The sequence below is a fragment of the Lactiplantibacillus pingfangensis genome (assembly GCF_005404945.1).
Lineage (GTDB): Bacteria > Bacillota > Bacilli > Lactobacillales > Lactobacillaceae > Lactiplantibacillus > Lactiplantibacillus pingfangensis.
Window position 1 is genome coordinate 86,431 of record NZ_BJDG01000007.1, and the last position, 26,244, is coordinate 112,674.

The window sequence follows — 26,244 nt, forward strand, 5'->3', positions numbered from 1 at the left end:
TTGGAGATTCGGTGCGAACCGGGAACCCACCCTTATCGGCAGAATGAGTGGCAAGAAAATGTTCTTGCAATTTAGGTGGTACCACGGTAATGCGTCCTAATTGACTATTAGAGTCAATGGGGCGCTTTTTTTGACTCAATTGGCTTTAGAGATGGTTTGAATCGGTGAAAACGTTAAATTTGAAAGGATGTTTAACATGACAAAAAAAGTATTATTAACAGGTGATCGGCCAACCGGACAATTACACATTGGGCATTATGTGGGCTCATTGCGTAATCGCGTGGCGTTACAAAATACGGGCGACTACGAGTCTTATATTATGATTGCGGATAACCAAGCCTTGACGGATAACGCTCATGATCCAGAAAAGATTCGTAAGAGTTTATTACAAGTGGCCATGGACTATTTGGCAGTGGGGATTGATCCAGAAAAATCGACGATCTTAGTGCAATCACAAATTCCTGCGTTAACCGATATGATGAATCAATTTTTGAACTTGGTCACTGTGGCGCGTTTGAACCGGAATCCAACCGTTAAGACAGAAATTAAGCAAAAAGCTTTTGGTGAAAGTGTGCCAGCCGGGTTTTTTGTTTATCCTGTGAGCCAAGCGGCGGATATTACGGCGTTTAAGGCGACAACGGTTCCAGTTGGTGATGATCAAGAACCAATGTTGGAACAAACCCGTGAAATCGTGCGGAGTTTCAACCGGACTTATCAACAAGATGTGTTGGTTGAACCAGAAGGCTATTTCCCACCAAAAGGCTTAGGCCGGATTCCTGGGTTGGACGGCAATGCCAAAATGAGTAAGTCACTCGGTAATGCTATCTATTTAGCTGACGATGCGGATACGGTGCAGAAGAAAGTAATGTCGATGTATACCGATCCAGACCACATTCATGTCGAAGATCCGGGTAAAATTGAAGGCAACACGGTCTTTACTTATTTAGACATTTTTGGCGAAGATACGGCTAAAATTGCTGACTTGAAGGCCCAATACCAACATGGTGGTTTAGGTGACGTTAAAATCAAACGTTACTTAATTGATGTGTTGGATGGCGTCCTCAGTCCAATTCGCGAACGTCGGGCGATTTATGAAGCTGATCCAGCCCAAGTCATGGCGATTTTGAAGGCCGGGACGGCCAAAGCGAATGTCGTCGCTGACCAAACTTGGCGCGAAATGCAAGCCGCGATTGGGATCAACTATTTCGATTAAAATTAGCTTGTGAGTTAACTGAAAATGACCAATTGTTCAGACAATCATGTCTTGACAAATTGGTCATTTTTTAGTTGATAAAAGTACATTGACGCTACGGATATTTAACGGTACTACCGAATTTTAATGGCACGAAACCGTAATGGGTATAACGATCGATGACTTGAGAGTCAATCTTTTTGAGTGCTGGGTCGATCGTCTCAAAAAGGACTTGATACTCAACTGGTAAACCAGCAATTCGGTTTTTGAGTGTCAAAGATAAATCTGCCTGCAACAGTGTGTTGCGTATGCCAAGCATAATCTTGATCTCATCTTCACCAGCAGACAAGTCTTTTGAAAATTGGCCCAATTGTGCGCGAACGGCTGTAAACTTCGCTGTTTGGACATTTTGGTAAGCGGTATTGATTAAGGTGATGAGTTCTTGTCGTTGTGTTGTCATGTTTTCCCCCCCGATAAACCATGTTTTGTGATCAGCCCAAGAAGTCTCCAAGCTTCAGCGGGCCATTCTATTTGAAGTGTACATCCGTCTAATGAACAATTCAAGAGTGCGCTGATAAGTTTGAGCCATGCAGCAAGTGATAATTAATGATAAACTTAATCACAATTATAATCGGAAAAAGGAGCGTTTAAACGTGACAGAATCAACATTTTGGACTGAGATTGCAGCTAAAGCCAAGACCGAACAACGGCCATTCTTTACAATGGCGCCGATGGAAGCTGTCAGTAATACCGTTTTTCGACAAGTTGTGGCTCGTGCAGCCGCCCCGGATACGTTCTTCACTGAGTTTGTCTATGCAAAGGGAATTACTAATCCAAACACTAAGTTCCCGGTGCACGGCCGGTTGTACGTCTCACCGGCGGAAGCCAAGATGCCAGTCGTACAACTTTGGGGCAACGAAGCACTGGATTTTGTGACGGCCGCTGCATCTTTAAAAGCCAAAGGGTTTGAAGCTATTGATCTCAACATGGGCTGCCCGGATAGCACGGTCATCAAAAATCATGGTGGCAGTGATTTAATTCGTCACCCGCAATGGGCGATTGATACGATTGCGGCTGCTAAAACGGCGGGACTTGCCGTAAGTGTCAAGACGCGACTTGGTTATAGCAAATTGGACGAGTTTCGCGAGTGGTTGCCAACCTTGTTACGACAAGACGTTGACGTTTTGACCGTCCATTTAAGAACGAAACAAGAAATGAGTAAGGTACCCGCTCATCTTGAACTGATTGATGACCTGATTAAGTTGCGTGACGAGCTGGCACCGAATACCTTGTTACAAGTTAATGGCGATATTCCTGATTATCAAGCCGGCCTAGCCTTGGCAAAAAAGCATCCAGGCCTCGATGGTATCATGATTGGCCGTGGCGTCTTTGCGAGTCCTTTTGCGTTTGAGTCACAAGCACAGACCCATTCGTTAGCGGAGTTATTAGAATTATTGCGGTTTCAACTGGATTTATTTGATGATTTCGCCACGCGCTACGATGTGCCGCGCTTTCCATCACTCAAACGCTTTTTCAAAATTTATGCGCGCCCAGAACTTGGTGCAACAGCATTACGAAATGCCATGATGGACGCTAAGTCGACGGACGAGGTTCGGAAAATTTTGAATGATTCACCATTTACAGCTTAAAGAGTGGGAAAAAAGGCGGGTTGCTACCGAGCATAGCCTAGGAAGCCGGATGATTGGGGCTTTCAATCGTTCGGTTTCCGTAGCTCTGTTGTATCCATGCCTTTTGTTCCACGTCTCGACCATAAATATTCGGAGCAAAAAGCGAGTCAGGGACACCTCCAGACTCGCTTTTTTTGCACTCGGTAGGCTTCGTTGTCCCGTTTTGAGGCTTTAATGTTAAAATAAAAACAACTAACCTTAACGAAAAGCGAGCGTGGTGTTTATGAGAAATTTAGCAATTGTCGATCTTGGGTCGAATTCGGCTCGGATGGCGGTCAGTCGGTTGCATCCAAATGGTACGGCTGAGGAAATTAAACGTGTCAAGGAAGATACCCGGTTGTCTGAAAGTATGGGGAGCGAACACGTGCTTCAACCGGCGGCCATTGACCGAACGATTCGGGCGTTGTTAGATTTCAAAAAAATATACACGCGGTTGCCAAATACGGATGTCATTGGGATCACGACGGCCGCAGTTCGTATGGCTCAGAATCAAAAGGCCTTTTTAACCCGCGTCAAAAAAGAAGTTGGTTTAGACTTAAAAGTGTTATCGGGCGACGATGAAGCCTATTATGACTATCTAGGCGTGGCGAATTCGCTCGTCATCAACGACTGTCTAATTTTGGATACTGGTGGGGCGAGCTGTGAACTGATTCTGGTCAAAGGTGGCCGGGAGAAACAGCTGATCAGCGTGCCATTTGGGGCCGTCACGTTATCGGAGCAATTTGAGCTAGATGACTTAGTCCCAGCCGCGAATTTGTTCCGGGCACAGATGTTTTTGCGCGATCGACTGGCCGACATTTGGTGGCTGACAGAAGCAATGCATTTTCCAATTATCTTGTTAGGTGGGGCAAATCGAACCCTCGCTCGGGTGAATCGGCGGCGTCAACAGAAGCTTAAGGTTGAGGATATTCACGGTTATCGCTTAAAAACGGAAACGGTTTATCAAACCTTTTTAGACTTATTAACGCGTTCTAAGGCTGGTCGCCAAGATATTTCTGGAATGGAATATGACCGAGCCGATATTATTGTTGGTGGGATGTTGCCCCTAGTGACGCTGTTACAAATGTTGGATAGTGATCGGGTGGTGTTCTCTGAGAGTGGGGTCCGCGAGGGAATCATTTCGGAACACTTGAATTCAGAAAACTGAACGTAAGGATTGGACTGATTATATGACGGCTGACTTTCGCCATTTTTATCAAAAATCATGGTCTGAACGAACGGCAATCGTCGCTGAACAAGCGCAATTGTCCGCCACTGAGACTGAGTTATTCAAAAAATATTATGTCCCGCAACACAGTGAAATCATTGAAAATTATTTAACGGATTATCCCTTGCCAATGGGGTTGGCAGTCAACTTTGTTGTTGATGGTCAGCCGGTCGTGATTCCAATGGTCACTGAGGAACCATCCGTTATTGCTGCGGCTAGTAATGGCGCCAAGATCGTCAAGCGTGCCGGTGGGTTTAAGACGACCTTAACTAAACGTGAAATGGTCGGTCAAATTGTGTTAGAACAACTGGCCGATCCGGCTAAAACGGCAAAAGTGATCATGGCGCAGCAAGCCGAATTATTGGCGGTTGCCGATGACGCCCATCCCAGCCTAAAAAAACGGGGTGGTGGCGCCCGACAACTTCGAACACGAGAACTCGGTCAGGGCTATTTGTCGATTGATTTATTTGTGGATGTTCAAGCAGCGATGGGCGCCAATATGCTCAATAGTATGTTGGAAGCCGTGGCAAAAGCCATCGGTGTGTTGACGAAAACTAACGCCCTGATGAGTATTTTATCGAATTATGCGACCGCTAGCTTAGTGACCGCGACTTGTGAGTTGCCGGTCAGTTTATTACAAGCGGGCCGTTACGCTGGAAAACTCGTTGCGCAGAAAATTGCGTCTGCTAGCACTGTGGCCCAACTCGACCCTTATCGCGCGGCTACCCACAACAAGGGTGTGATGAACGGGATTGATGCTTTGGCGATTGCAACGGGTAATGACTGGCGGGCATTAGAAAGTGGTGTTCATGCATATGCTGCCAGGGACGACCAGTACCGAGGCATTAGCACTTGGACAACTGATGGCAAAACGTTAACGGGAACGATCACGTTACCGTTACCAGTTGGCGTTGTCGGTGGGTCAATCAAGATCAATGAACTTGCACAGTTAAACCAACGTCTCTTGGGGGTTAAAACGGCGCCCGAGTTGGCTAAGATCATGGCAGCGCTCGGGTTGGCACAAAATTTAGCAGCATTGCGGGCACTAGTGACGACTGGGATTCAACAAGGTCACATGCATTTACAATTGAAATCATTAGCATTTGCTGCTGGCGCGACTGCCACCGAATTACCAACGATTTTGCAACAGCTAGAACAGGCACCACAACAAGATCTTGCAACGACGCAGCACTTAATTACAAAACTACGACAATCAAAGGAAGAAACCGATGACTGAACCTAAATTAAACCAAACTTTAACCGATCTACTCAGTACGACAAACTCACTATATCCTGGCAATGTCACCGTGACATTTGGTCAAGAAAAGGCTGGCTTTGTTCGCCATGACCAAGCCAATCAACGACTAAACGCGGGTGATATTGAAATTCAAGTCGCCGATATTACGGCACCTAATTACACGGCCTCGCATGAAATGTTGCATTTGTTGTTAATTTTGCAAGGCTTTCCACAGGTCACGTTTAACTTGACCACCCGTAATGATCAATTGGACGAACAGTTAATGGCAATTGCGATGGAACTCTACGATATGGTGGCACATGTCCTAGTGGTCAAAAAGCAACGCGAGCATGAGCTGATTGATGACACCATCGAAGACTTATATTTTAAGGGTATCTATGCCACGATTGACCCCGAAGATCCGAAACAGGATGATGCCATGATGACGTTACGCTTGTTAACGTTGACCGATTTATTAGTCTTTTTTAACGGTGACTTGACTGTTGAACGTTTGGCACAAGTGAAGGCTGATTTTCCAAAATCATGGAACGCGGCTTTAAAATTATATGCGGTAATTGCGGCGAAGCCGGTTGAGACCCCTTTTGCGATGCGGCGAACTGTCGTGAAGCTATTCAAGGCTTTCGATGAACAGATGGGCTTGTGGGACTTGCCGTTATTGCACGGCAGTGAATTTGTGACGATGCAATCCGTTTTTAGTGAGCACCAATTACGGTTAGAAGTGCGGCAGTTATTCGATGTTTATCATTCCGATATGTTGGACAAAACGAAACATACGCGGGCGTATATTGGCCTGAACAAAGGTGATCATCAAAATGCGTTTGTAGTACCAGCACCGGCGCAAAAGAAGAGCGATGAATTTTTCAAGGAACTATATGGCAAAACGGTCAAGGAACTATTTACGGAATTAGACTTACCATTTACGTTGCGGTAGGTCGACTCAAGGGAGGCCTTGAAAATGACGGCAGCACAAGCACAGTTAGCAGCGGCGAAACACATTGTTTTTATGACCGGTGCTGGGGTTTCGACACCATCAGGAATTCCAGATTATCGGTCTAAGAATGGCCTATACACTGGTCATCATAATGCGGAGTATTATTTGAGTCATGCCTACTTGGAAAGTGATCCGGAAGGCTTTTATCATTATTTAAAAGAAAATTTGTATTATCCAGATGCCAAACCGAATGTGATTCATCAAAAGATGGCAGCGTTGACCCAACAAGGTCGAGCCGGCGTGATTACCCAAAATATCGATAATTTATACCAAGTCGCCAATACTAAAAATTTGGTCGAATTTCACGGTAATCTCTATCAAATATACTGTACTAACTGTGGCCAGTCGGTCCCATTTCAAGACTACTTGAAGGCGCCTTATCATCAAGCTGATCACGGCTATTTACGGCCTAAAGTAGTGCTGTACGATGAGGGGATTGATCAAAATAATGTGGCGCGGTCGTTGGCGTTATTAAGACAGGCCGATTTGGTCGTTATTTGTGGCACCTCATTTCGTGTCTATCCGTTTGCTGGCTTGATTGATTATCGCAATTCGGCGGCAAAAGTGATGGCGATTAATGAAGAACCGCTGCAATTACCATTTGCGTTTGAAATGGTCCAAACAAACGCAATCGACTTTTTCAAAGGGGTGACAGTTTGAGATGATTACGATTGGCTTAACAACTTGGACGGAACACCCCAGTCTACTTGGTGGAACTGATAAACTCACGTTGACCGAGTATTCCGGTGTGCTCCCAGTAGTGGAAGTGGATACCCCGTTTTATGGGATTCCTAAGCCGAGCACGGTCGCTAAGTGGCAAAAATCCGTCCCGGCAAAGTTTCAATTTATTTTAAAGGCGAATCAAACGATGACGTTGCACGACACGCTGGAAGATGGCATTTCGATGGATGCCTTGAAGACGGCCTACCGCGAATATCGTGCCATGCTTAAGCCATTGACCCAGCACGATCAGTTGAAGGCAATTCTATTTCAATTTCCACCATTTTTTGAACGGTCGACCCGTAACTTTCATTATTTACAACGGATCGTGCAATGGCTCCCAGGCTTACCCATTGCGGTTGAGTTTCGTAACCAAAGTTGGTATGAACCGGGCGTCAAAGATTCGGTCTTTGATTTTCTCAAAGATCTCGGCATTGTGCACGTCGTGGTAGATGAGCCACATGCCATGAATGATGGCGTCAGCTTTGAGCCGGTTGTCACGAATCCAGACTTAGCCATTATGCGACTGCACGGTCGCAATCAGGCCGGCTGGTCAGCCAAAGGCAAAGATTGGCGCAGTCAACGGACGTTGTATCGGTATAACGATACTGAACTCGCCCAATTTAAGACGACTGTTGATCAACTCCAGACGCAGGCAAAAGAAATCTGTGTAATTTTTAATAATAATTCTGGCGGTGATGCGGCCGATAATGCCTTAGCATTAAAGGCGTTACTAGGCATTTCGTTCGGCGACTTAGGGCCACAGCAATTGGATTTATTCTAACCGTTTCCTAAGCAACGGTGGAAGTATGATACAATAAAAAAGAATCTAACTAAAAATGTTAATAATAATGTCTTATGCTAATTCAGGTGCTTTGCCACTCTGGTTGGGACAGAATCGGCTGGAACGTGGTGGCCGCGTTTGTGAGCCAAACTGCGGTCTCACAAGCCGGGCTTTATCTAAGTCGCAAAATCGGCGACTAAGATAAATGACACCACTGAGCCAATTCTGTCCCGCCCGACGTTAGATGACCGTTTATTTGTGACTATTGGGTACTTATAAATAATGGTCTATTTAGCCGAGAGGTTGGGGCTTAAAAGGCTCAGCCATGAAATTTATCTTAGTTTGGGCGGTTTTTCCCGGACTTAGATAAAGGCCAGTTTTGAAGACCGCTTTTTGGCTTCAAAATGGCCCATGGCGTTCCAGCCTTTTAAGCCCCAACCGGTAGGCGGAAAACTTAGCTAGCAAGACACGTTAATAGCGATTTAATAACATGTTTGAAGGGAATTAAAGTCATGGCAGACACAAAACCAACCTATTATATTACAACGCCGATTTATTACCCCTCCGGTAAATTACATATCGGGAACTCATATACCACCATTGCGTGTGATACTTTAGCACGTTATAAGCGGGCGATGGGTTACGATGTCTTTTTCTTAACCGGGACGGATGAACACGGCCAAAAGATTGAAGAAAAAGCTGAAAAATTAAATACTGATCCTAAGAGCTATGTCGATGGCATGGCTAAGGATATTCAAGACTTATGGAAATTGTTGGAAATTTCCAATGATAAATTTATTCGGACGACCGATGATTATCATGAACATGCCGTTCAAGTAATTTTTGACCGGTTATTAAAGCAAGGCGACATCTATTTAGGCGACTACGAAGGCTGGTATTCCGTTGATGATGAAGAATTCTTCACCGAAACACAATTAGCCGAAGTTGATCGTGATGAAAACGGTAAAATGATCGGTGGGACGGCACCTAGTGGTCATAAAGTTGAACTGGTTAAAGAACAGTCTTACTTCTTTAAGATGAGCAAGTATGCGGACTGGTTGTTAAATTATTACCAGACCCATCCAAAGTTTATTCAACCAGCCAATCGGATGACTGAAATGGTCAACAATTTTATCAAGCCCGGTTTGGAAGACTTAGCGGTCACGCGAACGAGCTTCACTTGGGGTGTGCCAGTTAAGACCGACCCTAAGCATGTCGTTTATGTTTGGCTGGATGCGCTGATGAACTATATCACTGCCTTAGGTTACGCGACCGACGATGATGACCAATTGTTCAAGAAGTATTGGCCAGCCAATGTGCAAATGGTTGGGAAAGAAATCGTGCGTTTCCATACGATTTATTGGCCAATTTTCTTGCACGCTTTGGGCTTAGAATTGCCTGAAACGATCTTTGGTCACGGCTGGTTATTGATGAGCGATGACAAGATGTCGAAATCAAAAGGTAACGTGATTTATCCTGAAACCATTGTTGAACATTATGGTCTCGATGCACTCCGTTACTATTTGATTAAGGCGATGCCTTACGGAAATGATGGCTCATTTACGCCAGAAGATTTTGTCGCCAAAGTCAACTATGATTTGGCAAACGATTTGGGGAACTTGTTGAACCGGACCGTTGCGATGATCAATAAGTATGAAGCAGGCAAGTTGCCTGAATTCAAAGCTGGTGTCACTGAATTTGACGCGGCCTTAGAACAAACCGCTACTGAAACCATTGCGAACTACAATGATGCGATGGCTAACTTGCACTTATCTGATGCGCTGAGTGAAGTCTGGAAGCTTGTCAGCCGGACGAATAAATATATTGATGAAACAGCGCCTTGGCAACTTGCTAAAAGTGACGATGTCGCTGACGCTGAAAAGTTGGCGAGTGTCATGGCTCATTTAGCGGCTAGTTTACGCGTGATTGGTAGTTTGATCAGTCCAGTGATGACCCACGCACCGAAGGAAATCTTCACGCAATTGGGCTTGGATCCTGAAAGCTTGTCGTTAGCTAATCTGAAACTCAGCGATTTGCCAGCGGGTAACCAAGTCGTTGCTAAAGGCACACCAATTTTTCCACGGTTAGATATGCCAAAAGAAATTGACTTCTTGAAGAGTCAAATGAAGAAATCGGATAAGAAGAAGGGGCGGGCCGCAATGGCTGCCGCCGCGGAAGCCGAAGTGGCTAAGCATGAAGCTGCCATCGAAGGTGACTGGAATCCAGCTGAAACTGAACTGAATTTGACCAAGCCAGAGATGGTCTTCGAAGATTTTGAAAAGGTTGAACTCAAGATTGCCGAAGTTGTGACGGTGCAAAAGATGAAGGGGAGCAGCAAGTTGCTTCAATTCCGTCTGGACGCTGGTGATGAAGATCATCGTCAGATTCTTTCTGGGATTGCCAAATGGTATCCAGAACCAGAAGTCTTAATTGGTAAGAAAGTTGTCATTGTGGGTAACTTGAAGCCACGTAAGATGATGGGACAATTGAGTCAAGGCATGTTGCTTTCAGCGGAACATGATGGTGAAGTTCAATTAATCACCGTCCCCGATAATTTGCCAAATGGGTCTTTAATTTCATAAGTAATTGTTTGAAGTCGTTGTCCATTTTGGATGACGGCTTTTTTAATTGATAAAATTTCTGATAATTCGGTATTTTCTAAAATCAATGTGGACATTAAGATACTGGCGCCTGATCGTAATTCTTACCGCTTACGATTTTTCTGATTGCTAATTTTTGTCACAAAATTTTTTAGGAATAATATCGATAAGACACTTCAATTAAACATTGCCATAAAATTAGCCCTGTGAAACCTAGTTGAGTCTCACAGGACTATTCTATTGGTCTTCTGTTAAGTAGCCAAATCACACAAAGTAACTTATACGGATGTCCGCTAATCTGCTATAACAAGAAAAGTTCATCGTCTTCGGCAATGGCTTGAAGTGTTTGAGCCTCTTTTATACTTTTCCCAATTGCTTCGTCCAGTGACAGTTGCATAATATCACGGTGTTTAGCCATAAAGGCTTCTGCAGTAATCCACATATCACTATCTCTTTCTTGGATTACACCATCAAGTTCTTTAGCTAAATATTTAACTAGGTTGTAAAAAGCCATTTTAGTTACTGTCAACTCATTTAAATGATCCGAATATACCACCAATGTATTTTTTGCTTCTTTCCCTGGAGCGATACACACTGGTGTGGCACCCCAAATGAATGGGACTTTACACCAGTCAACAAAAAGGTCGGTGAAATCGGGCCAGATTTTTAACCAATATTCTTTTTGCAAAGTCTCATCACCACCGATATGACTAACAAAGAACTTATCCTGTGGAACTTGCCAAATAATTTTTGCCAACTGCTGGTATCCAATATTTAGCTTGTTTTTCTTAATTCTGATTAGCGCTTTCATCTTTTTCTCCTTTAGTGTTATCCCCAAAATAACAGCGAAAGCATAGCACGGTTACGTCAGTATGCATGCCCACAAGAATTATTCAGAAACTTTCTAAATGAGCCCGTATCGCCTGAAATCACAATAAATTAAAATGAATTGGCGTTTTGCTGAACTACTACGTAACTCCCGCAATTATTAAGCAAAATATTCTGCAAGGATTTTTACCCAAAATTAATTCGATTTGGGTGACAGTTTTTAGGGGATTTTTGGTTGTTCAGTTTAGGTGTGATGGTGAACTTGGAAAGTTGTCAGTTGCAATTGTTTTAGCAATTAGATAAGGCATCAAGCATCACAACGGGACTAAATGATCAGTTTGCTAGTGTTGGTAGCTGTTAAAGCAATCATCTTTTGTTGGATACAAACTCAAAATAAAACACATTTTTAGCCGTGAGGGGGCTTCGTTTGGGGCTCAGCCGTGGCGTTTGACTTAGCGCGGTGGTTTGTCCGCGCTTAGTCAAAAACCAGTTTTTGAGACCGCCGTTTGGCTCAAAAATGGTTCATGGCGTTCCAGCCCCAAACGAAGCTCCCGGTAGGCGGGAACTGGCTACTATTCGCTGACCGACTTGCGCAACCGGTTAAAATCAACTATGATTACACACTGAATGTCAAAATCGAAAAGGGGTCACGGTCATGCGGATTTTTGATTCTCATACCCATTTAAATGATGAAGCGTTTATTAATGACGTGCCAAAATACTTGGCTCAGGCAAAGGCTTTAGATGTTGTTCGGATGGCAATTGTCGGTTCTAATACCCAATTGAATGCTGACGCAATTAAGTTGGCCGAAACTTATCCGGAATTGGTCGCCATCGTTGGCTGGCATCCAGAAGACTCTAAAAATTACGATGCTGCGGCTGAAAAGTTGTTGATTGAACAACTCCAGCATCCTAAAGTAGTTGCGTTAGGTGAAATTGGCCTCGACTATCATTGGGATACTTCGCCACGCGAAACCCAGCAAAAAGTTTTTGCGCGGCAAGTTGCGATTGCAAAAGACATGCAGCTGCCGATTTCGGTGCATAATCGGGATGCGTTCGCGGATACTTACAAAATTTTGAAGGCTGCCGATATTCGTGACACTGGTGGCGTCATGCACAGCTTTAATGGTGATCCTGAATGGCTCAAGCGTTTCTTGGATTTGGGAATGCACATTTCATATAGTGGCGTGGCGTCCTTTAAGCACACGGATGAGGTTCATGAAGCCGTTAAGCAAACCCCTGCTGATCGGTTGTTAGTTGAAACGGATGCGCCATATTTAACGCCCGAACCTTATCGTGGCAAACAAAATGAGCCTGGGTTTACCCGCTATGTGGTTGAAGCCGTGGCTAAATTGCGTGAAACCACAGCGGACGAGATTGCGGCGCAGACTTATCAAAATGCAGAGGACTTATTTAAGATTGAAGAAAATTAAAGAAGTTATCGTCGTTGAAGGCAAGGACGATACCAAACGATTGGCATTGGCCGTCAACGCTGATACGATTGAAACCAACGGGTCGGCCGTCTCGGATGAAACGGTGGCTCAAATTAAAAAATTACAAGCATCACGCGGTGTGATCGTGTTTACCGACCCAGATTTTTCTGGTGAACGGATTCGCCGGATAATTTCGGCAGCTGTGCCAGGGGTTAAACACGCGTTCTTACCACGTAAAGCGGGTGTGCCAACGAAGTCCGGTGGCAGTTTAGGGGTCGAACACGCGAGTCCCGAAGCGCTTCGAACGGCACTAGCACACTTATACACCGAAAATTTAAGCGAGCCCCAGACTTTAATCAGTCAAACTGAGCTAATTAAAGCCGGCTTGTTGGCAGGACCAGCTGCCCGCCAACGTCGGGAACAACTTGGCGAATTATTAAAAATTGGTTATGTGAATGGTAAACAATTACCGAAACGGCTTCAATTATTTCAAGTCCAGCCTGATGATTTTTGGCAGGCAGTCGACCAAATCAACCTTGAGGAGAACAAATGAGTAAAGAAATTGATATTGCAAACCCCGCCCGTACCCAGGCGATTATGAATTCCTATGGGCTAAGAGTGAAGAAGAGTCTTGGCCAAAACTTTTTAACCGATCAAAATGTGCTCCATAACATCGTCTTTACCGCCGACATCAGCCAGAATGACAATGTCATTGAAATTGGCCCTGGGATTGGCGCGCTAACCGAATATTTGGCCCGCGCAGCGCATCAAGTTCTGGCCTTTGAAATTGATGACCGGTTGTTACCAATTTTAGATGAAACTTTGGCTGATTATGATAATGTTGAAATTATTAATCAAGATATTCTGAAAACGGATCTCCCCGCTATGATTGCAGATCATTTAGATGATGGCCATCCCTTAAAATTAGTGGCCAATTTGCCTTATTACATTACGACACCCATTTTAATGAGTGTTTTGGCGGGAACGGTAAAGTTTGAAAACATTGTGGTGATGATGCAAAAAGAAGTTGCTGATCGACTGGCCGCTGAGCCGGGGACTAAGGCCTACGGGGCTTTGACGATTGCTGTTCAGTACCGAATGGCTGCCGAATTAGCGATGGTCGTGCCACGAACGGTCTTTGTTCCATCGCCAAATGTGGATTCGGCCATTGTTAAGTTAACGGCACTGCCACCACGGACACATGTCCCATTTGATGAAGCCGCCTTTTTCAAAGTGGTTAAGGCTGGTTTTGCACATCGCCGAAAAAATTTATGGAACAACTTACAAAGTTTGTTTGGAAAAGAACCAGAAACCAAAAATGCTATCCAGATGGGCTTAGATGCGGCTGGGATTGATCCTCGAATTCGCGCTGAACGCCTCTCTGTTGATGAATTTATTACTTTAACGGATGCGCTACATGAATCAAAATTACTCTAATATCAACTGACTTATAAAATTGTTGCACATTGGAAAACCTTGTGATATAATATTGACTTTTCTATGAAAAGCTAGTATAGTTGTTTCACATGAGGAGGTTTCTGAATGCCAATTTCACTAGCTGCAATTAAAGATAAGCTTGACGCTCGCATCGGACAACGTATGAAGGTTGTTGCCCAAGCGGGCCGTAAGAAGACCACTGAACGTCATGGTATCTTAAAAGAAACGTACCGTTCTGTGTTTGTCGTTGATCTAGACCAACAAGAAAACGCTTTTGAACGGGTCTCATACAGTTACACAGATGTGTTAACGAAAAACGTTCAAATCGCCTTTGAAGATGAAACAACTGAAGCTTAATTCGCCCTGCGCGAACGCTCAATATTAAGACCCCCAGCAAGGTCTTTTTATTTTGGCCTTTAATTAGTATAATTATAGTCAAAGTCAAAACGACCCAAGTATTCGCGGTCATATGAAGAGGGTGAGACGCGTGCAGATCGTGGAAAAAGCACCAGCTAAAATAAATCTGGGACTCGATACCTTGTTTGAGCATCAAAACGGGGATAAAGAATGGAACATGGTGATGACCTCAGTCGATTTGGCCGACTACGTTCAGATTGAAACGTTGCGGACAAATCGGATCGAAGTTGCGACCGATAGTGGCTTTTTGCCAAATGATCGCCGCAATTTAGCTTTTCAAGCAGTTAGTTTGTTGAAGCGACACTACCATATTCAAAGTGGTGTCCGGATTAAGATTAAAAAATCGATTCCGGTTGCTGCTGGACTAGGTGGCGGTTCTTCCGATGCTGCCGCGGTCTTGCGCGGCCTAAATCGGCTATGGGAACTGAACTTAGATTTGGCAACCTTAGCGAAGCTCGGTCTAAAAATTGATTCAGATGTGCCCTATTGTGTGTATAGCCAAACCGCACATGTGACGGGTAAAGGTGAATTAGTGAAACCGCTGCCAAAACTACCGCCGATGTGGATTGTGTTAGCTAAGCCCAAAATTAGTGTCTCTACACCTAATATTTTGCGGCAGGTTGATTATCGACAGCTAACGGCCCATCCGAATATTGACGGGCTCTTGGCGGGAATTGCCGCCGGTGAACCCGGTGAGATTTTCCCGAATATGGGGAATGTTTTGGAGACAATTACGGCCAAACGCTATCCTGAAATTACGCAAATTAAGCAACAATTGTTGACTTTCGGCGCCGATGCCGCCCAAATGAGTGGTACCGGGCCAACGGTTTTTGGCGTTTGCCGTAAGCGATCGCGGGCGCAGCGTGTGTATAATTCATTGAAGGGCTTTTGCAAGGAAGTCTACTTAGTGCGGCCGGTAAACTTGATTGACCGTTAATCAGTTTTTTACACACCTTATTTCGGCGTCAGTTAACTTAGGATCAAACAACTATCAGTTGGGCGTTACTTGAAGCGAGTCCTCAAGTCGTGGCTAGCTGATTTTTTTGTTTGCATAAATTAATGGTAAATTATGCAAAAGTAAGCGGATTTATGGTTAAATGAAGACAGAAATGAGGTGGTTACGATGAAAGCAACAACTAAACTAGGCCTGACATTAGCGGGCGCGGTCGGTGCAACGACCGCTGCTGGGTCGTTACTTGGCGGCGCAATTGCCTATAAAGTGGCCATGCATGTGAGCGATGACCAAAAAAAGCAAGGCCAAGTCTTATCACAGTCAGAAAATACGGAAATTGAAAACTTTTGGTATGAGAAACAGCCGAAACAACAGTGGTTTATGCAGACATTTGATGGGCTGAATCTAGTTGCCACTTATATTCCTAACCCTCATACGATTGGTCGGCTAGCGATTTTGGCACATGGTTTGGGTCATTCACGCGAGCAAATGATTCCGTATGCCCGAATTTTTATGAGCTTAGGTTATGACGTCTTGATGCCCGATGCGCGCGCTTTTGGCGACAGTGAGGGCCATACGATTGGCTATGGCTGGTTGGACCGATTAGATTATGAGCGCTGGATCATTACCGCATTAAATGAATTGGGAAATGATTTGGAAATTGTCTTGATGGGGATTTCAATGGGCGCGGCAACCGTCATGGCGACGAGTGGTGAGCCATTGCCTAGCAATGTCAAAGCCATTATCGAGGATAGCGGCTATACCGATTTATATGCTGAAGCGAAGTTTCGACTCACCCATAAATTTCATTTGCCGGCTTACCCCATCATGCCAATGGCAAATCAGATTGCGCGCAACAGCGCCGGTTATGCGTTCACAGATGGCAAAATTTTACAACAAGTCGCCAAAAGTGGCCTACCGATTCTGATGATTCATGGGTCACACGATCAAACGGTCCCAGTCCGCAACGCGCATCAATTATACGAGCTGTTGCCACAACAAAAGGGACTTTACATTGATGCGGAAGCCGCCCATGTCCAAGCCATTCGCACGCATCCGGACCGCTACCAAGCAGTGGTGAGTGAATTCTTAACCGAACAAGTCGGATTAAAATAAGTTAACTGAGGTGCTGGAAATGGCTGATGAAATTAATGTGTTAGTGACGCTGAATGCGGGGTACTTGCCACCGTTAAAAGTGATGTTATGGTCGTTACATGCTAACAATCCTACTGAAACAGTGAATGTTTGGCTCGTGCATGCCAGTATGACGGCAGCACAAGTGGCCGAGGTGCAACAATTAACGGACGCGTTTGGCTGGCACTTACATGATGAACACGTCACGGCGGCATTCGTGGCCCAAACGCCGCTAATTGAACGTTATCCGCAAGAAATGTATTTTCGACTATTGTGTGGTCAAATTTTACCAGCTAATGTCAAACGAGTTATTTACTTAGATCCAGATATTTTAGTGATCAATGAGATTCGCCCCTTATGGGAACTGGATTTACAAGGCAAAATGTTAGCGGCAGCAGCCCATCGTGGCGTGACAAAATTGGTCGATAATGTCAACCAGATTCGGTTGGGGACGACCACGAGTTATTTTAATTCTGGCGTCTTAGTGATTGACGTGGCTCAAGCTCGGGAAAAAATTAAGCTGGCAGATATTACCGCCGCCATTGAAAAGTATAGTGCGACCTTAATTTTGCCTGACCAGGATATTCTGAACTTTTTATATGGGAATGATATTTTAGAAATTCCAGAAGAAATTTGGAATTATGATACCCGCAAGTACTTGGTCTATCAAACGCGGACATTGACGGAGCACGATATTCACTGGGTGATGTCGCAAACCGTGATTTTACATTATTGTGGGACACCCAAGCCCTGGGATGTGAAGAGTGATAGTAAGTTTACTGGGTTATTCTTGAATTATCAGCAACAATTAAACCGCTGGGTAGCGAATTTAACGCCAGTGGCCGAATAAGTGACGAGTGACGGAAGCTGATGTCTTCTGGCACTCGTTTTTTAGACCCTATTGACAAATCGCTCATTTCCGGTAAACTAAAATAGTAATCATTACTATTTACTTTATTTAAGAGAGATGGGGGCAGACATATGACGGAACCCTTAATTGCCGTCCAGCACCTGGGGATTAGCTTCCCCAATAATCAGGTTTTCAAGGATTTAAATTTTAAGATCGAGCAAGGTGATTTTTTAACGGTCATCGGTGAAAATGGTGTCGGTAAAACGACCTTAATTCGCGCACTATTAGGCTTAGTTAAGCCGTCTGCGGGGCACATTGATTATTATCCAAATCGCAAAGCAATCAAAATTGGCTATGTGCCACAATTTCGGAATCTCGATCAAGAATATCCATTAACGGTGGAAGATTTTGTCGGTTTAAATATTCGTGGTTGGTTGCCGTGGCTGACGAAAGCGGAACATCGACAAGTGCAGACTGCGATGGCCGTGACGAATGTTAAAAAAATCAAGCAACGGCCACTAGGAATGGCTTCTGGTGGGGAAAAGCAGCGCGCCTATTTGGCCCAAGCGATTGTGCAAGCGCCACAATTACTGATTTTGGATGAATCCACGGCCAGCTTGGACAATGAAATGAAATACGAATTATTGGATCTGGTTCAAAATCTGAACCAAACGAGCAATATTACTGTCTTCTTCGTGACCCATGATTTGCCATTAGCTAAACAGTATGCAAAACATTACTTGGCATTGCGTCCTGGTCAACAACAGTTTGGCGAAATGGCGGAGATGTCGGTTGATCAGCTGAAGGGGGTTACCAATGTTTAGTTTAGCGTTTATGCAAAATGCGTACTTAGCTGGGACCTTCATTGCGATTATTTGTGGCACGATTGGTGTCTTTGTCATCGCCCGGAATTTGTCCTTTTTAACGCATACCTTGTCAGAAATTGGGTTTGCGGGGGCAGCATTTGGTATTTTTATGGGTTGGACGGCGTTAACCGGGATGCTGATTTTCACGGTAGTCAGTTCAGTCATCGTTGGTCAGATGAGTGTGAAACAATCACGGCGAGAAGCGTCGATCTCAGCGATTTCGGCATTGTTCATTGGCTTAGGAATCTTATTCTTATCCTTGTCGAATCAAACGTCGAGTTACGCGACTAGTATCTTATTTGGGAGTGTTATTGGGATTGCCCATGCGGATGTGATTCGAGTGGCCGTGCTCTCTGGCATCGTAATTTTAGTGATGTTAGGTTTGTATCGACCGCTAAAATTTGATTCGTTTGACGCAATTGGCGCCAAGGTTAGTGGGCTATGGACGACGGGGATTTCAGTCATCTTCCTAGTTTTAGTGGCGATGAGTGTCAGTGTCGCCGCCCAGATTGTCGGATCACTGTTGATCTTTATTTTACTCACTTTGCCAGCAGCGGCGGCACGCTATTTTGTGCACACCGTTAGCAAAATGATTGGCCTATCCATTGGTTTTGCCCTGATTGGGGTTTGGTTAGGGCTGTATTTGAGCTATGTGACCAACTTACCAGTGAGTTTCTTCATTGCTTCGATTGAATGTTTATTCTATTTGGCAGCCCTCGGGTTTCAACGGTTGCGAGTGGGTAGCTAGTGATGGCCGTACTGACTAGCTAAAATAGATCATTTTTAAATAGACGTTGGCACAAGCAAATCGTGTCGGCGTCTATTTAAATTGTCTTAATAATCGGCCATACAACTTAATTAGCAGCCATCACTTCCGGTTGAGACCGATAACATGCGGTCGTGGGACCGAGCCAAGCCAAGCACGTCTTGGCTCTCGCCCGGAATCCTTGCAAAAATTGCAAGGATTCCGGTCCGTCCGTGTTGTAACGTCGGCAAAAAAAGCCGATGTAACAAAACCATCACGACCGATGTTACCAGCCACAACCTCCAGCTATTAAGCTTAGCGGAGCGCACATCGCAATTCCTAATTTAGGAGTGTCCGTTGCTGGCATAGTTCTGTTCACACGTATTTAGAAAGCGGTCTAACGCAATCAGTGTCAGACAAACTTAGCGACTTGCTGCGCTAAATAGGTTGGTGATTCAATTAAACCGTGAGTGACCCAGCTAATCGACATATTAATCACGGCACCTGAAAAGAATTCTAAGTAGTAGGGCTCGGTTAGCTTTGCACTGTGGACGCCGATGCGGTCTTGCTTAAGCAATAATTGAAAGGCTGATTGAAAGGTTTGCAGCAAAATATCGATCTTATCATTTTTGATTAGCAGGCGATAAGTGACTACCGCGGATTTAGTGAGTTCAAAATAGTGGGTCATTAATGTGGTTAGCTCAACTTGTGAGCCCGTTGGCAGGCCGCGAAAGTAATGTCTGATTGCTTGTGCTTGAAAGGCTAAAATGATTTGGTCAAAATTTTGATAGTACCGATAGAAATAAGACCGTGAGACATGGGCTTGCTGACAAAGTTCAGTGATGGAAATTGCTGCTAAGGGTTTTCGTGACATCAATTGAAGCAATGCTTGGTAAATTGCGGTTAAATTCTGCTGTTTAAGTTCTGATGGACTCATAGGTAACAACATCCTCTCTTTTGTAACCTAAGACTAGTATAATGGCCGAATAATTTATAAAATAACCATAGCACTTATAATAAGGCCAGTGCCGTTAAATTTTAACGCGCGTTGGTGTATCATGAACAAGCAGTTAGGCTGAAATTAAGAGAATTGAGGCAGAAAATTGACAAACTTATCATTCACCAACCTCGTTTTAGGGGCATGGTTACTCATTGTTGTCATTCGGCGGCAGATTGCGCCCCGGGTGATCCGGTTTAAAGCGAACTTTTATCTTTTAATTATCTTACTAGGGATGGCCTCGATTGGCGATGCCTTTACCAAGCAACACTTGCACATCACGCCAGTTCAAGCCGTTATTTTTGGTGTTCTTAGTCTAGTCAGCGCGATTGTCTTTGCCTTGTTACGGGCTTGGACCTATCACCTCTGGGTCAACGAGGATGGCTTAGTTATGCGACAAGGCAGCTGGCTCACCATTTTGTGGTGGGTGCTCGGGATTGGCGTTCATTTAGGCGTTGATCAGTTATGGACCGGCAGTAGTGCCAGCTTGTTACTATATCTTGGTGTGACACTGGCCGTGCAACGTGGTTGGGTTTGGTGGTTGGCCCGGCGCGCGTATCCAACTGAAATTCAGGCGAACCTGCGGCAACAATCAGCTGAACACCGGCATCATGAGCGTCGGTCACGCAGAGAACGATAATTAATTTTGGGTTATATCAAGCACTAATCAAATTCGATTAGTGCTTTTATTGTTCTCAAATTCCAGTAAAAACTTCTGATATTTTCATTTTTTAGTCAATATTATTAAGAAATTCCGATTGTTTCGTAAAAAGATGCTAAAAGACTACCTAATTTCCGAACGTTTGTGTTATCATTTTGCATGGACTTTAAAAATGAAGATTTAGGTTGAGGTGGAAACATGAAAGTACGTAGAAGCGAACGTTTAATTGATATGACGCGTTATTTATTAGAAAGACCACACACGTTAGTGTCACTGACGTTTTTTGCGAAGCGGTATGAATCGGCGAAGTCTTCAATCAGTGAAGACTTGACCATTTTGAAGCGAACCTTTCAAATGCGGGGCACTGGGATTTTGGAAACCATTCCTGGCGCAGCCGGTGGGGCACGTTTTATTCCGTATATTTTAAAAGAAGAAGCACAAGAATTTATTGATGAAATGACTGATAAAGTCGCTGACAAGAGCCGGGTACTTCCTGGTGGGTACATTTATCTTTCGGATATTTTAGGACAACCGGAAATTTTGCGTCAAGTGGGTCGAGTGATTGCCACGCAATACTTGAATCAAAAAATTGACGCCGTCATGACGGTAGCCACTAAGGGAATTCCGATTGCACAAAGTGTTGCGACTTATTTAAACGTGCCATTTGTCATTGTCCGGAACGATTCCAAAATTACCGAAGGCTCAACGGTTAGTGTGAACTATGTGTCTGGGTCCTCTGAACGCATCAAGAAGATGGAACTTTCGAAGCGGAGTTTAACCGAAGGCGCCAATGTCTTGATCGTGGACGACTTCATGAAGGGCGGCGGCACTATCAATGGGATGAAGACTTTGATTGAAGAGTTCGATGCCAACTTGATTGGGATTACCGTCTTTGCCGAAGCGGCCTTTAGTGGTAATCGTCTGATTGATGATTATACCTCTCTGTTGCAAGTTACGAATGTGAATGATAGCGAAAAGGCAATCAAAGTCGTGCCCGGCAACTATTTGGAAACGGTATTTGGCGCCGAAGTTTAAGTCGCCATGTTAACCATACCAATTATTTGTTATGATTAACTTATCTGAAGACTAAGGAGAAAATTTGTAATGACAACCAAAAATGCAATCATCATGGCCGCTGGTAAAGGGACCCGGATGAAATCCAAGTTAGTCAAAGTTTTGCACCAAGTTTGTGGCAAGTCGATGGTCGACCACGTGTTGACCCAAGTTGAAGCCACTAATATGGATCACATTGTGACAATTGTTGGTCACGGTGCTAAAGATGTGGAAGCCGCATTAGGTGACCGCACAAAATACGCTGTCCAAACAGAACAATTAGGTACTGGACATGCGATTTTGCAGGCAGAACCACTCTTAAAAGATGAAGATGGCATGACGCTCATCGTTAGTGGTGACACGCCGTTATTCCGTGCCGAAACGTTCCAAGAATTATTTGAATACCATCATGCTAAAAAAGCAGCTGGGACGGTTTTGACGTCTGAAGCGCCTGATCCCCAAGGCTACGGTCGAGTCGTTCGGAATCATTTAGGCATCGTTGAAAAGATTGTTGAACAAAAAGATGCTACTAAAGAAGAACAAGAAATCCATGAAATCAACACGGGTGTGTATTGCTTTGACAACAAAAAGTTGTTTGCGGCTTTACATCAAGTGACCAATGATAACGCGCAAGGCGAATATTATTTGACCGATGTCATTCAGATCATGAAAGATCAAGGCGATATTGTTGCCGCTTATCGGATGTCTGACTTTGACGAATCCATGGGTGTCAATACGCGTGCGGCTTTAGCACAAGCAACCAAGGTCATGCAAAAGCGGATTAACGACGCCCACATGGTCGCTGGTGTCACAATTGTTGATCCAGCAGCCACCTATATTGATGCTGGGGTTAAGATTGGCGCAGATACGATTGTTGAACCGGGCGTACTGATCAAAGGGAAGACCACGATTGGTGAAGATTGCTTTATTGGGGCACATTCTGAAATTCATGATATGACGATTGAAGATCGGGTCACGGTAACATCATCGTTCTTGGAAGACTCAATCATGCACGCTGATAGTAATATTGGGCCATACAGCCATTTGCGGCCACAAGCGGACATTGGTGAACATGTCCACTTAGGTAACTTCGTTGAAGTGAAAAAGGCGCAAATCGGTGCGCGCAGTAAAGTTGGGCATTTGACCTATGTTGGTGATGCAACCTTAGGCAAAGACATCAACGTCGGTTGTGGCGTAGTTTTCGTCAACTATGATGGTGTGAACAAGCACCATACCAATGTTGGCGACTCGGCCTTTGTTGGGAGCAACTCGAATATCATCGCACCAGTTGAAGTTGCGGATCATTCCTTTATTGCGGCTGGGTCAACGATTACAGACGACATTAAGTTCCATGAAATGGGCATTGCCAGAGCGCGGCAAACTAACAAGCCGGACTTTTGGAAACGGGTTCCTCATGAACCAGAAAATATGTAATTAAGATTATAAATCAAAGGGCACGTTCAAATTCTATTTTTGGAATTTGAACGTGTCCTCTTTATTTGCAAAAAAGTCTTTTCAAAGCTATTTTTTGCCAATGAGGCTCATGATATGAATGTTGATTTATTTCAAAAAATCTTGCGCCAAATGCTTTTTCAGCAACTCAGACTCCGAAGACAAATACAAATTTTTCGTGTTCGGAAATTTTAGTAACCATATTGGTAATTAACATATGCACAAATAGTTTCCTGAGATTGCATTTCAGGACTCCTTTATAAATTCGAGTTTATTGGATTTCATATGAAAAATAGTCAGCTCAAAAAGTGAATTTGTTCAAGAATCTTCAATGCAAAACGTGAACATAAAAAAATTACGAGCACAATTCAACACTTTTCCATAGAAGAGATTATACTGCGATTAAATTATAGAATGATTATAATTAGAAACCGGCGACAAAATGCAAATGGTGACGGTTTATTATGACAATTGGTGCCATTTATGTGTTCGAGTGCGCTGCTACAGTTCGCAGGTTTTAGAAAACGCTTACAGTTCGTAAAAATGCGCAATTTGAAGTGACAACGTGGCTTGCTGCAGTTGGCTTTGTTGCTTTTGCTGTAGCAGTAGTGACTGTTGTTGCTTATCGCTCAGATCCTCGAAATTTGCCGGTCAGTCGTCAAAATAAAGCAATTAGACAATATGTTAATAACATCGATAGTACGAGTCCAACACCCGTTACTCAATGAAAAAGAGGTGTAAATTATGCTAATACCAGAAAGATTTGCAAAGATGAGAAATCCTTTAGGCATCTTTAATGGTATAGTGCTGATGTTATTTTTGTTCATACAATTGAGGGTTACGCGCTTACCGTTAACTTATTTGCAAATTTCTAATTCATTTTTGATCTTATTGACGATAGTATTTCTATTGAGTCAGGGGATTTTGCTATTCCGCAAAAAATTTTCAAATGAAGAAATTCCTAATAAAATGAACTTGGATTTCAATTTATTCACGTTTATTTTCTGTATTGAAATGCTATTAGTACCTAATGCGTTTGATGAAAGTAATTATGATTGGTTATCTTCCGCTTTTATCATCTCAATAATTGGTATTCCATCGATGTACGTACAACGAAACCCATTCTGGGGTGTTAGGATTCCTTCAAATAAGATACCAAGAACTCCAGAATCTTGGATTAAAATGAATGTACTATATGCAAGATTATCAATCATTCTGAGTGTGATTCTATTCTTGGTACAACTGACAATTCCCAAGCTTGTGGATGTTGTCTTAGTCATCTCCGTGTCATTAATAGTCTTCATATTGGTTAAATACGGTCACTCTCTGGGTAAAATAGAGATTCATCATTAATTATCAGTGTATTAAGCGGATTGGGATAGGTTACGATTCAGAAAAAAATAAGTGGCTGGTTTAGGACAGAAGCCCTAGATTCTAAAAAGGATAGTTCTGTGAAATTGATTTTTGATTTCTCAGAACTATCTTTTTTAAGGTGTCTGGTATAAATCATCTGATTGACAGGTAGTTATGAACGTTATCCAAATCAGATAGCATCAGAACTTTGCATTGGGTCAAACAGACTAGTATCTATACTCTTATTTACAGATGTTCACTAATTATACGCCTAAGACGTGTCTTCAAATTATTTTGTACGTATGAAAGTAGTCACAGCATGAACGAATGCTAAAAACGACTCGGAAAATTTTTCAAAGCGAGTCGTAATATGTCTAAATTGTTTTAATTTGTTGAAGCAACACTCGATTATTTGAAGCTGATGTTCGTCAATCAACTCATAGCGATGGCTTATCATTGTCATCAGTGCTTTATTTTTATCATACAGGTCAGATAACTAATAGGCGTTACGGTTTTTATGCTCGGCCTATTCCGGTGACAGTGACGCAATTTCCGCTAAACTAGCCTCCAAGTTCGTTAAGAAGATGGTGATGAGGTCTTGTTCGTTTTGACTTAACTGGTGCGTGTTGGCGAAAGCAATGAAGTAGTTTAAAGACAAGAGACTCGCTGGTAACGGATAGAGATTATAAGCGTCGCCATCCGGTTGAACATAGACACTGTCAGGTAAAAAGGTGATTCCAAGCCCTTTTTCGGCGAGCTTGGCAATCGTAAACGTATTGGTGCTCTCAACGACGATTTCTGGCGTAATGTGATATTTTTGCAACAAATAGTCTACTTGTCGACGAATCGATGAGCCGCGTGGCGATAAGACTAACTTTTCATGTAATAAGGCTTCAATATCGAGCGTTCCGGGATTGATGAAGGCTTGGTGGGGCTGATAAAACTTGGAAGTTTGTGGAATCACCGCGTAATAGCCATCTTTACCACGTTCGTGAACAGTTAGGCCAGGGGCGACGGTTTCTGGGTTTTGACCGATCAGAAAGTCCAATTCACCATGCAGTAACCGCTGTTCATTACGTTCTGCGATGTCTTCCGTCAAATTGAGCTTAACTTCAGGGTGAACTTGCGCGTAAGCTGGTATGAATAACGGCAACAGATAATAGCCTAAGCTAGATAAAATGCCAATGCGAATCGTCTGATGTGCCGGCGCAGTAAATTGGTGTAATTGTTGGCGAAATTGATCCTTTTGATTTTCTAAAGTGGTTAAGTACTGATAATAGAGGCGTCCAGCCGGCGTGAGCTTTAAAGGGGCCGCCTCGCGATCAATAATCGTCACCCCTAGTTCTGCCTCGACGCTTTTGATGGTCTGCGTGAGATAGGGCTGAGAGATGTAGAGGTCTTTGGCCGCTCGTGTAAAGTTGCCGTGTTTCAGTAGCACGTCGATAAATTGTAATAAATTTGTGGAATCTGTCTTTGGCATCAGTGGGCCTCCAATCATGATAGTTATTTTGTTATGAGTTAATAGTTAAATAAATATTTCACAAAGTTGGAACAATCCCTTAAACTAAAGGTCGTTAGGAATGTTAGTGCTATTATGGCACAAAACATCGCCTGAATAACGGGTTAA

At 43.7% G+C, this 26,244-nt stretch carries 25 protein-coding genes; 21 read left to right on the plus strand and 4 right to left on the minus strand.

The annotated features are described in order from the left end of the window. Positions 1 to 196 precede the first annotated feature (196 nt). On the plus strand, positions 197 to 1,213 hold the full coding sequence (trpS, locus tag FFM74_RS04730) for a tryptophan--tRNA ligase (RefSeq protein ID WP_137625485.1): 1,017 nt from the start codon (positions 197 to 199) through the stop codon (positions 1,211 to 1,213). 94 nt (positions 1,214 to 1,307) lie between these two features. Here trpS and FFM74_RS04735 read toward each other — a convergent pair whose 3' ends face one another. After that, positions 1,308 to 1,652 carry a hypothetical protein gene (locus FFM74_RS04735; protein WP_137625486.1) on the minus strand — a complete coding sequence of 115 codons (345 nt, stop codon included), beginning with the start codon at positions 1,650 to 1,652 and terminating at the stop codon, positions 1,308 to 1,310. Positions 1,653 to 1,845: 193 nt separating this feature from the next. Between FFM74_RS04735 and FFM74_RS04740 the strand changes: the two genes are divergently transcribed. The 7 genes from FFM74_RS04740 (at position 1,846) to metG (ending at position 10,422) form a co-directional block, all read left to right on the plus strand. Continuing rightward, positions 1,846 to 2,841, plus strand: coding sequence for a tRNA dihydrouridine synthase (locus tag FFM74_RS04740; protein WP_137625487.1), 996 nt, complete (start codon positions 1,846 to 1,848; stop codon positions 2,839 to 2,841). Positions 2,842 to 3,103: 262 nt separating this feature from the next. Next, positions 3,104 to 4,027 carry a Ppx/GppA family phosphatase gene (locus tag FFM74_RS04745; protein WP_137625488.1) on the plus strand — a complete coding sequence of 308 codons (924 nt, stop codon included), beginning with the start codon at positions 3,104 to 3,106 and terminating at the stop codon, positions 4,025 to 4,027. Positions 4,028 to 4,049: 22 nt separating this feature from the next. Next, positions 4,050 to 5,324: a hydroxymethylglutaryl-CoA reductase, degradative gene (locus tag FFM74_RS04750; protein WP_137625489.1), complete on the plus strand. Its 1,275-nt coding sequence runs from the start codon at positions 4,050 to 4,052 to the stop codon at positions 5,322 to 5,324. Then, a complete protein-coding gene (locus FFM74_RS04755; protein WP_137625490.1) occupies positions 5,317 to 6,276 on the plus strand; it encodes an IpaB/EvcA family protein in 960 nt (319 codons plus the stop codon). Before FFM74_RS04750 ends, FFM74_RS04755 begins: the two co-directional genes overlap by 8 nt. A gap of 24 nt (positions 6,277 to 6,300) precedes the next feature. Further along, the gene (locus FFM74_RS04760) at positions 6,301 to 6,996 is read left to right on the plus strand and encodes an NAD-dependent protein deacylase (RefSeq protein ID WP_137625491.1); all 696 of its coding nucleotides are present in this window, start codon (positions 6,301 to 6,303) and stop codon (positions 6,994 to 6,996) included. Position 6,997: 1 nt separating this feature from the next. Then, complete coding sequence (locus FFM74_RS04765; RefSeq protein ID WP_137625492.1) at positions 6,998 to 7,840, plus strand: DUF72 domain-containing protein; 843 nt, start codon at positions 6,998 to 7,000, stop codon at positions 7,838 to 7,840. Positions 7,841 to 8,352: 512 nt separating this feature from the next. After that, positions 8,353 to 10,422, plus strand: coding sequence for a methionine--tRNA ligase (metG, locus tag FFM74_RS04770; RefSeq protein ID WP_137625493.1), 2,070 nt, complete (start codon positions 8,353 to 8,355; stop codon positions 10,420 to 10,422). A gap of 319 nt (positions 10,423 to 10,741) precedes the next feature. Here metG and FFM74_RS04775 read toward each other — a convergent pair whose 3' ends face one another. Next, entirely contained in the window at positions 10,742 to 11,251 is a 510-nt protein-coding gene (locus tag FFM74_RS04775) for a hypothetical protein (RefSeq protein WP_137625494.1), read from the minus strand. 672 nt (positions 11,252 to 11,923) lie between these two features. Between FFM74_RS04775 and FFM74_RS04780 the strand changes: the two genes are divergently transcribed. From FFM74_RS04780 to FFM74_RS04820, 9 genes are all read left to right on the plus strand, one after another. After that, entirely contained in the window at positions 11,924 to 12,700 is a 777-nt protein-coding gene (locus FFM74_RS04780) for a TatD family hydrolase (RefSeq protein ID WP_137625495.1), read from the plus strand. Continuing rightward, positions 12,687 to 13,253 (plus strand): ribonuclease M5, encoded by a 567-nt coding sequence (gene rnmV / locus FFM74_RS04785; protein WP_137625496.1) that lies wholly within the window; start codon positions 12,687 to 12,689, stop codon positions 13,251 to 13,253. Before FFM74_RS04780 ends, rnmV begins: the two co-directional genes overlap by 14 nt. Then, positions 13,250 to 14,137: a 16S rRNA (adenine(1518)-N(6)/adenine(1519)-N(6))-dimethyltransferase RsmA gene (gene rsmA, locus FFM74_RS04790; RefSeq protein WP_137625497.1), complete on the plus strand. Its 888-nt coding sequence runs from the start codon at positions 13,250 to 13,252 to the stop codon at positions 14,135 to 14,137. Before rnmV ends, rsmA begins: the two co-directional genes overlap by 4 nt. A 105-nt stretch (positions 14,138 to 14,242) precedes the next feature. Continuing rightward, positions 14,243 to 14,494, plus strand: a complete 252-nt coding sequence (locus FFM74_RS04795; protein WP_137607841.1) for a Veg family protein — start codon at positions 14,243 to 14,245, stop codon at positions 14,492 to 14,494. Positions 14,495 to 14,624: 130 nt separating this feature from the next. Next, entirely contained in the window at positions 14,625 to 15,491 is an 867-nt protein-coding gene (ispE, locus tag FFM74_RS04800) for a 4-(cytidine 5'-diphospho)-2-C-methyl-D-erythritol kinase (RefSeq protein WP_137625498.1), read from the plus strand. Positions 15,492 to 15,677: 186 nt separating this feature from the next. Next, positions 15,678 to 16,622, plus strand: a complete 945-nt coding sequence (locus FFM74_RS04805; protein ID WP_137625499.1) for an alpha/beta hydrolase — start codon at positions 15,678 to 15,680, stop codon at positions 16,620 to 16,622. 19 nt (positions 16,623 to 16,641) lie between these two features. After that, the gene (locus FFM74_RS04810; RefSeq protein ID WP_137625500.1) at positions 16,642 to 17,490 is read left to right on the plus strand and encodes a glycosyltransferase family 8 protein; all 849 of its coding nucleotides are present in this window, start codon (positions 16,642 to 16,644) and stop codon (positions 17,488 to 17,490) included. 131 nt (positions 17,491 to 17,621) lie between these two features. Further along, positions 17,622 to 18,314, plus strand: a complete 693-nt coding sequence (locus FFM74_RS04815; protein ID WP_137625501.1) for a metal ABC transporter ATP-binding protein — start codon at positions 17,622 to 17,624, stop codon at positions 18,312 to 18,314. After that, positions 18,307 to 19,104, plus strand: a complete 798-nt coding sequence (locus FFM74_RS04820; RefSeq protein WP_137625502.1) for a metal ABC transporter permease — start codon at positions 18,307 to 18,309, stop codon at positions 19,102 to 19,104. The genes FFM74_RS04815 and FFM74_RS04820 overlap by 8 nt, the downstream gene beginning before the upstream one ends. 409 nt (positions 19,105 to 19,513) lie before the next feature. Here FFM74_RS04820 and FFM74_RS04825 read toward each other — a convergent pair whose 3' ends face one another. Continuing rightward, positions 19,514 to 20,038: a TetR/AcrR family transcriptional regulator gene (locus tag FFM74_RS04825; protein ID WP_137625503.1), complete on the minus strand. Its 525-nt coding sequence runs from the start codon at positions 20,036 to 20,038 to the stop codon at positions 19,514 to 19,516. A 166-nt stretch (positions 20,039 to 20,204) separates the two neighbouring features. Here FFM74_RS04825 and FFM74_RS04830 point away from each other — a divergent pair, with 166 nt between their 5' ends. From FFM74_RS04830 to FFM74_RS04845, 4 genes are all read left to right on the plus strand, one after another. Then, complete coding sequence (locus FFM74_RS04830; RefSeq protein WP_137625504.1) at positions 20,205 to 20,738, plus strand: hypothetical protein; 534 nt, start codon at positions 20,205 to 20,207, stop codon at positions 20,736 to 20,738. 219 nt (positions 20,739 to 20,957) lie between these two features. After that, positions 20,958 to 21,794, plus strand: coding sequence for a pur operon repressor (gene purR, locus FFM74_RS04835; protein ID WP_137625505.1), 837 nt, complete (start codon positions 20,958 to 20,960; stop codon positions 21,792 to 21,794). Between the two features lie 69 nt (positions 21,795 to 21,863). Beyond that, positions 21,864 to 23,246, plus strand: a complete 1,383-nt coding sequence (glmU, locus tag FFM74_RS04840) for a bifunctional UDP-N-acetylglucosamine diphosphorylase/glucosamine-1-phosphate N-acetyltransferase GlmU (protein WP_137625506.1) — start codon at positions 21,864 to 21,866, stop codon at positions 23,244 to 23,246. A gap of 762 nt (positions 23,247 to 24,008) precedes the next feature. Continuing rightward, positions 24,009 to 24,617, plus strand: a complete 609-nt coding sequence (locus tag FFM74_RS04845) for a hypothetical protein (protein WP_137625507.1) — start codon at positions 24,009 to 24,011, stop codon at positions 24,615 to 24,617. Between the two features lie 526 nt (positions 24,618 to 25,143). Here the strand turns inward: FFM74_RS04845 and FFM74_RS04855 are convergent. Then, positions 25,144 to 26,097, minus strand: a complete 954-nt coding sequence (locus FFM74_RS04855) for a LysR family transcriptional regulator (RefSeq protein WP_137625509.1) — start codon at positions 26,095 to 26,097, stop codon at positions 25,144 to 25,146. Positions 26,098 to 26,244 lie beyond the last annotated feature (147 nt).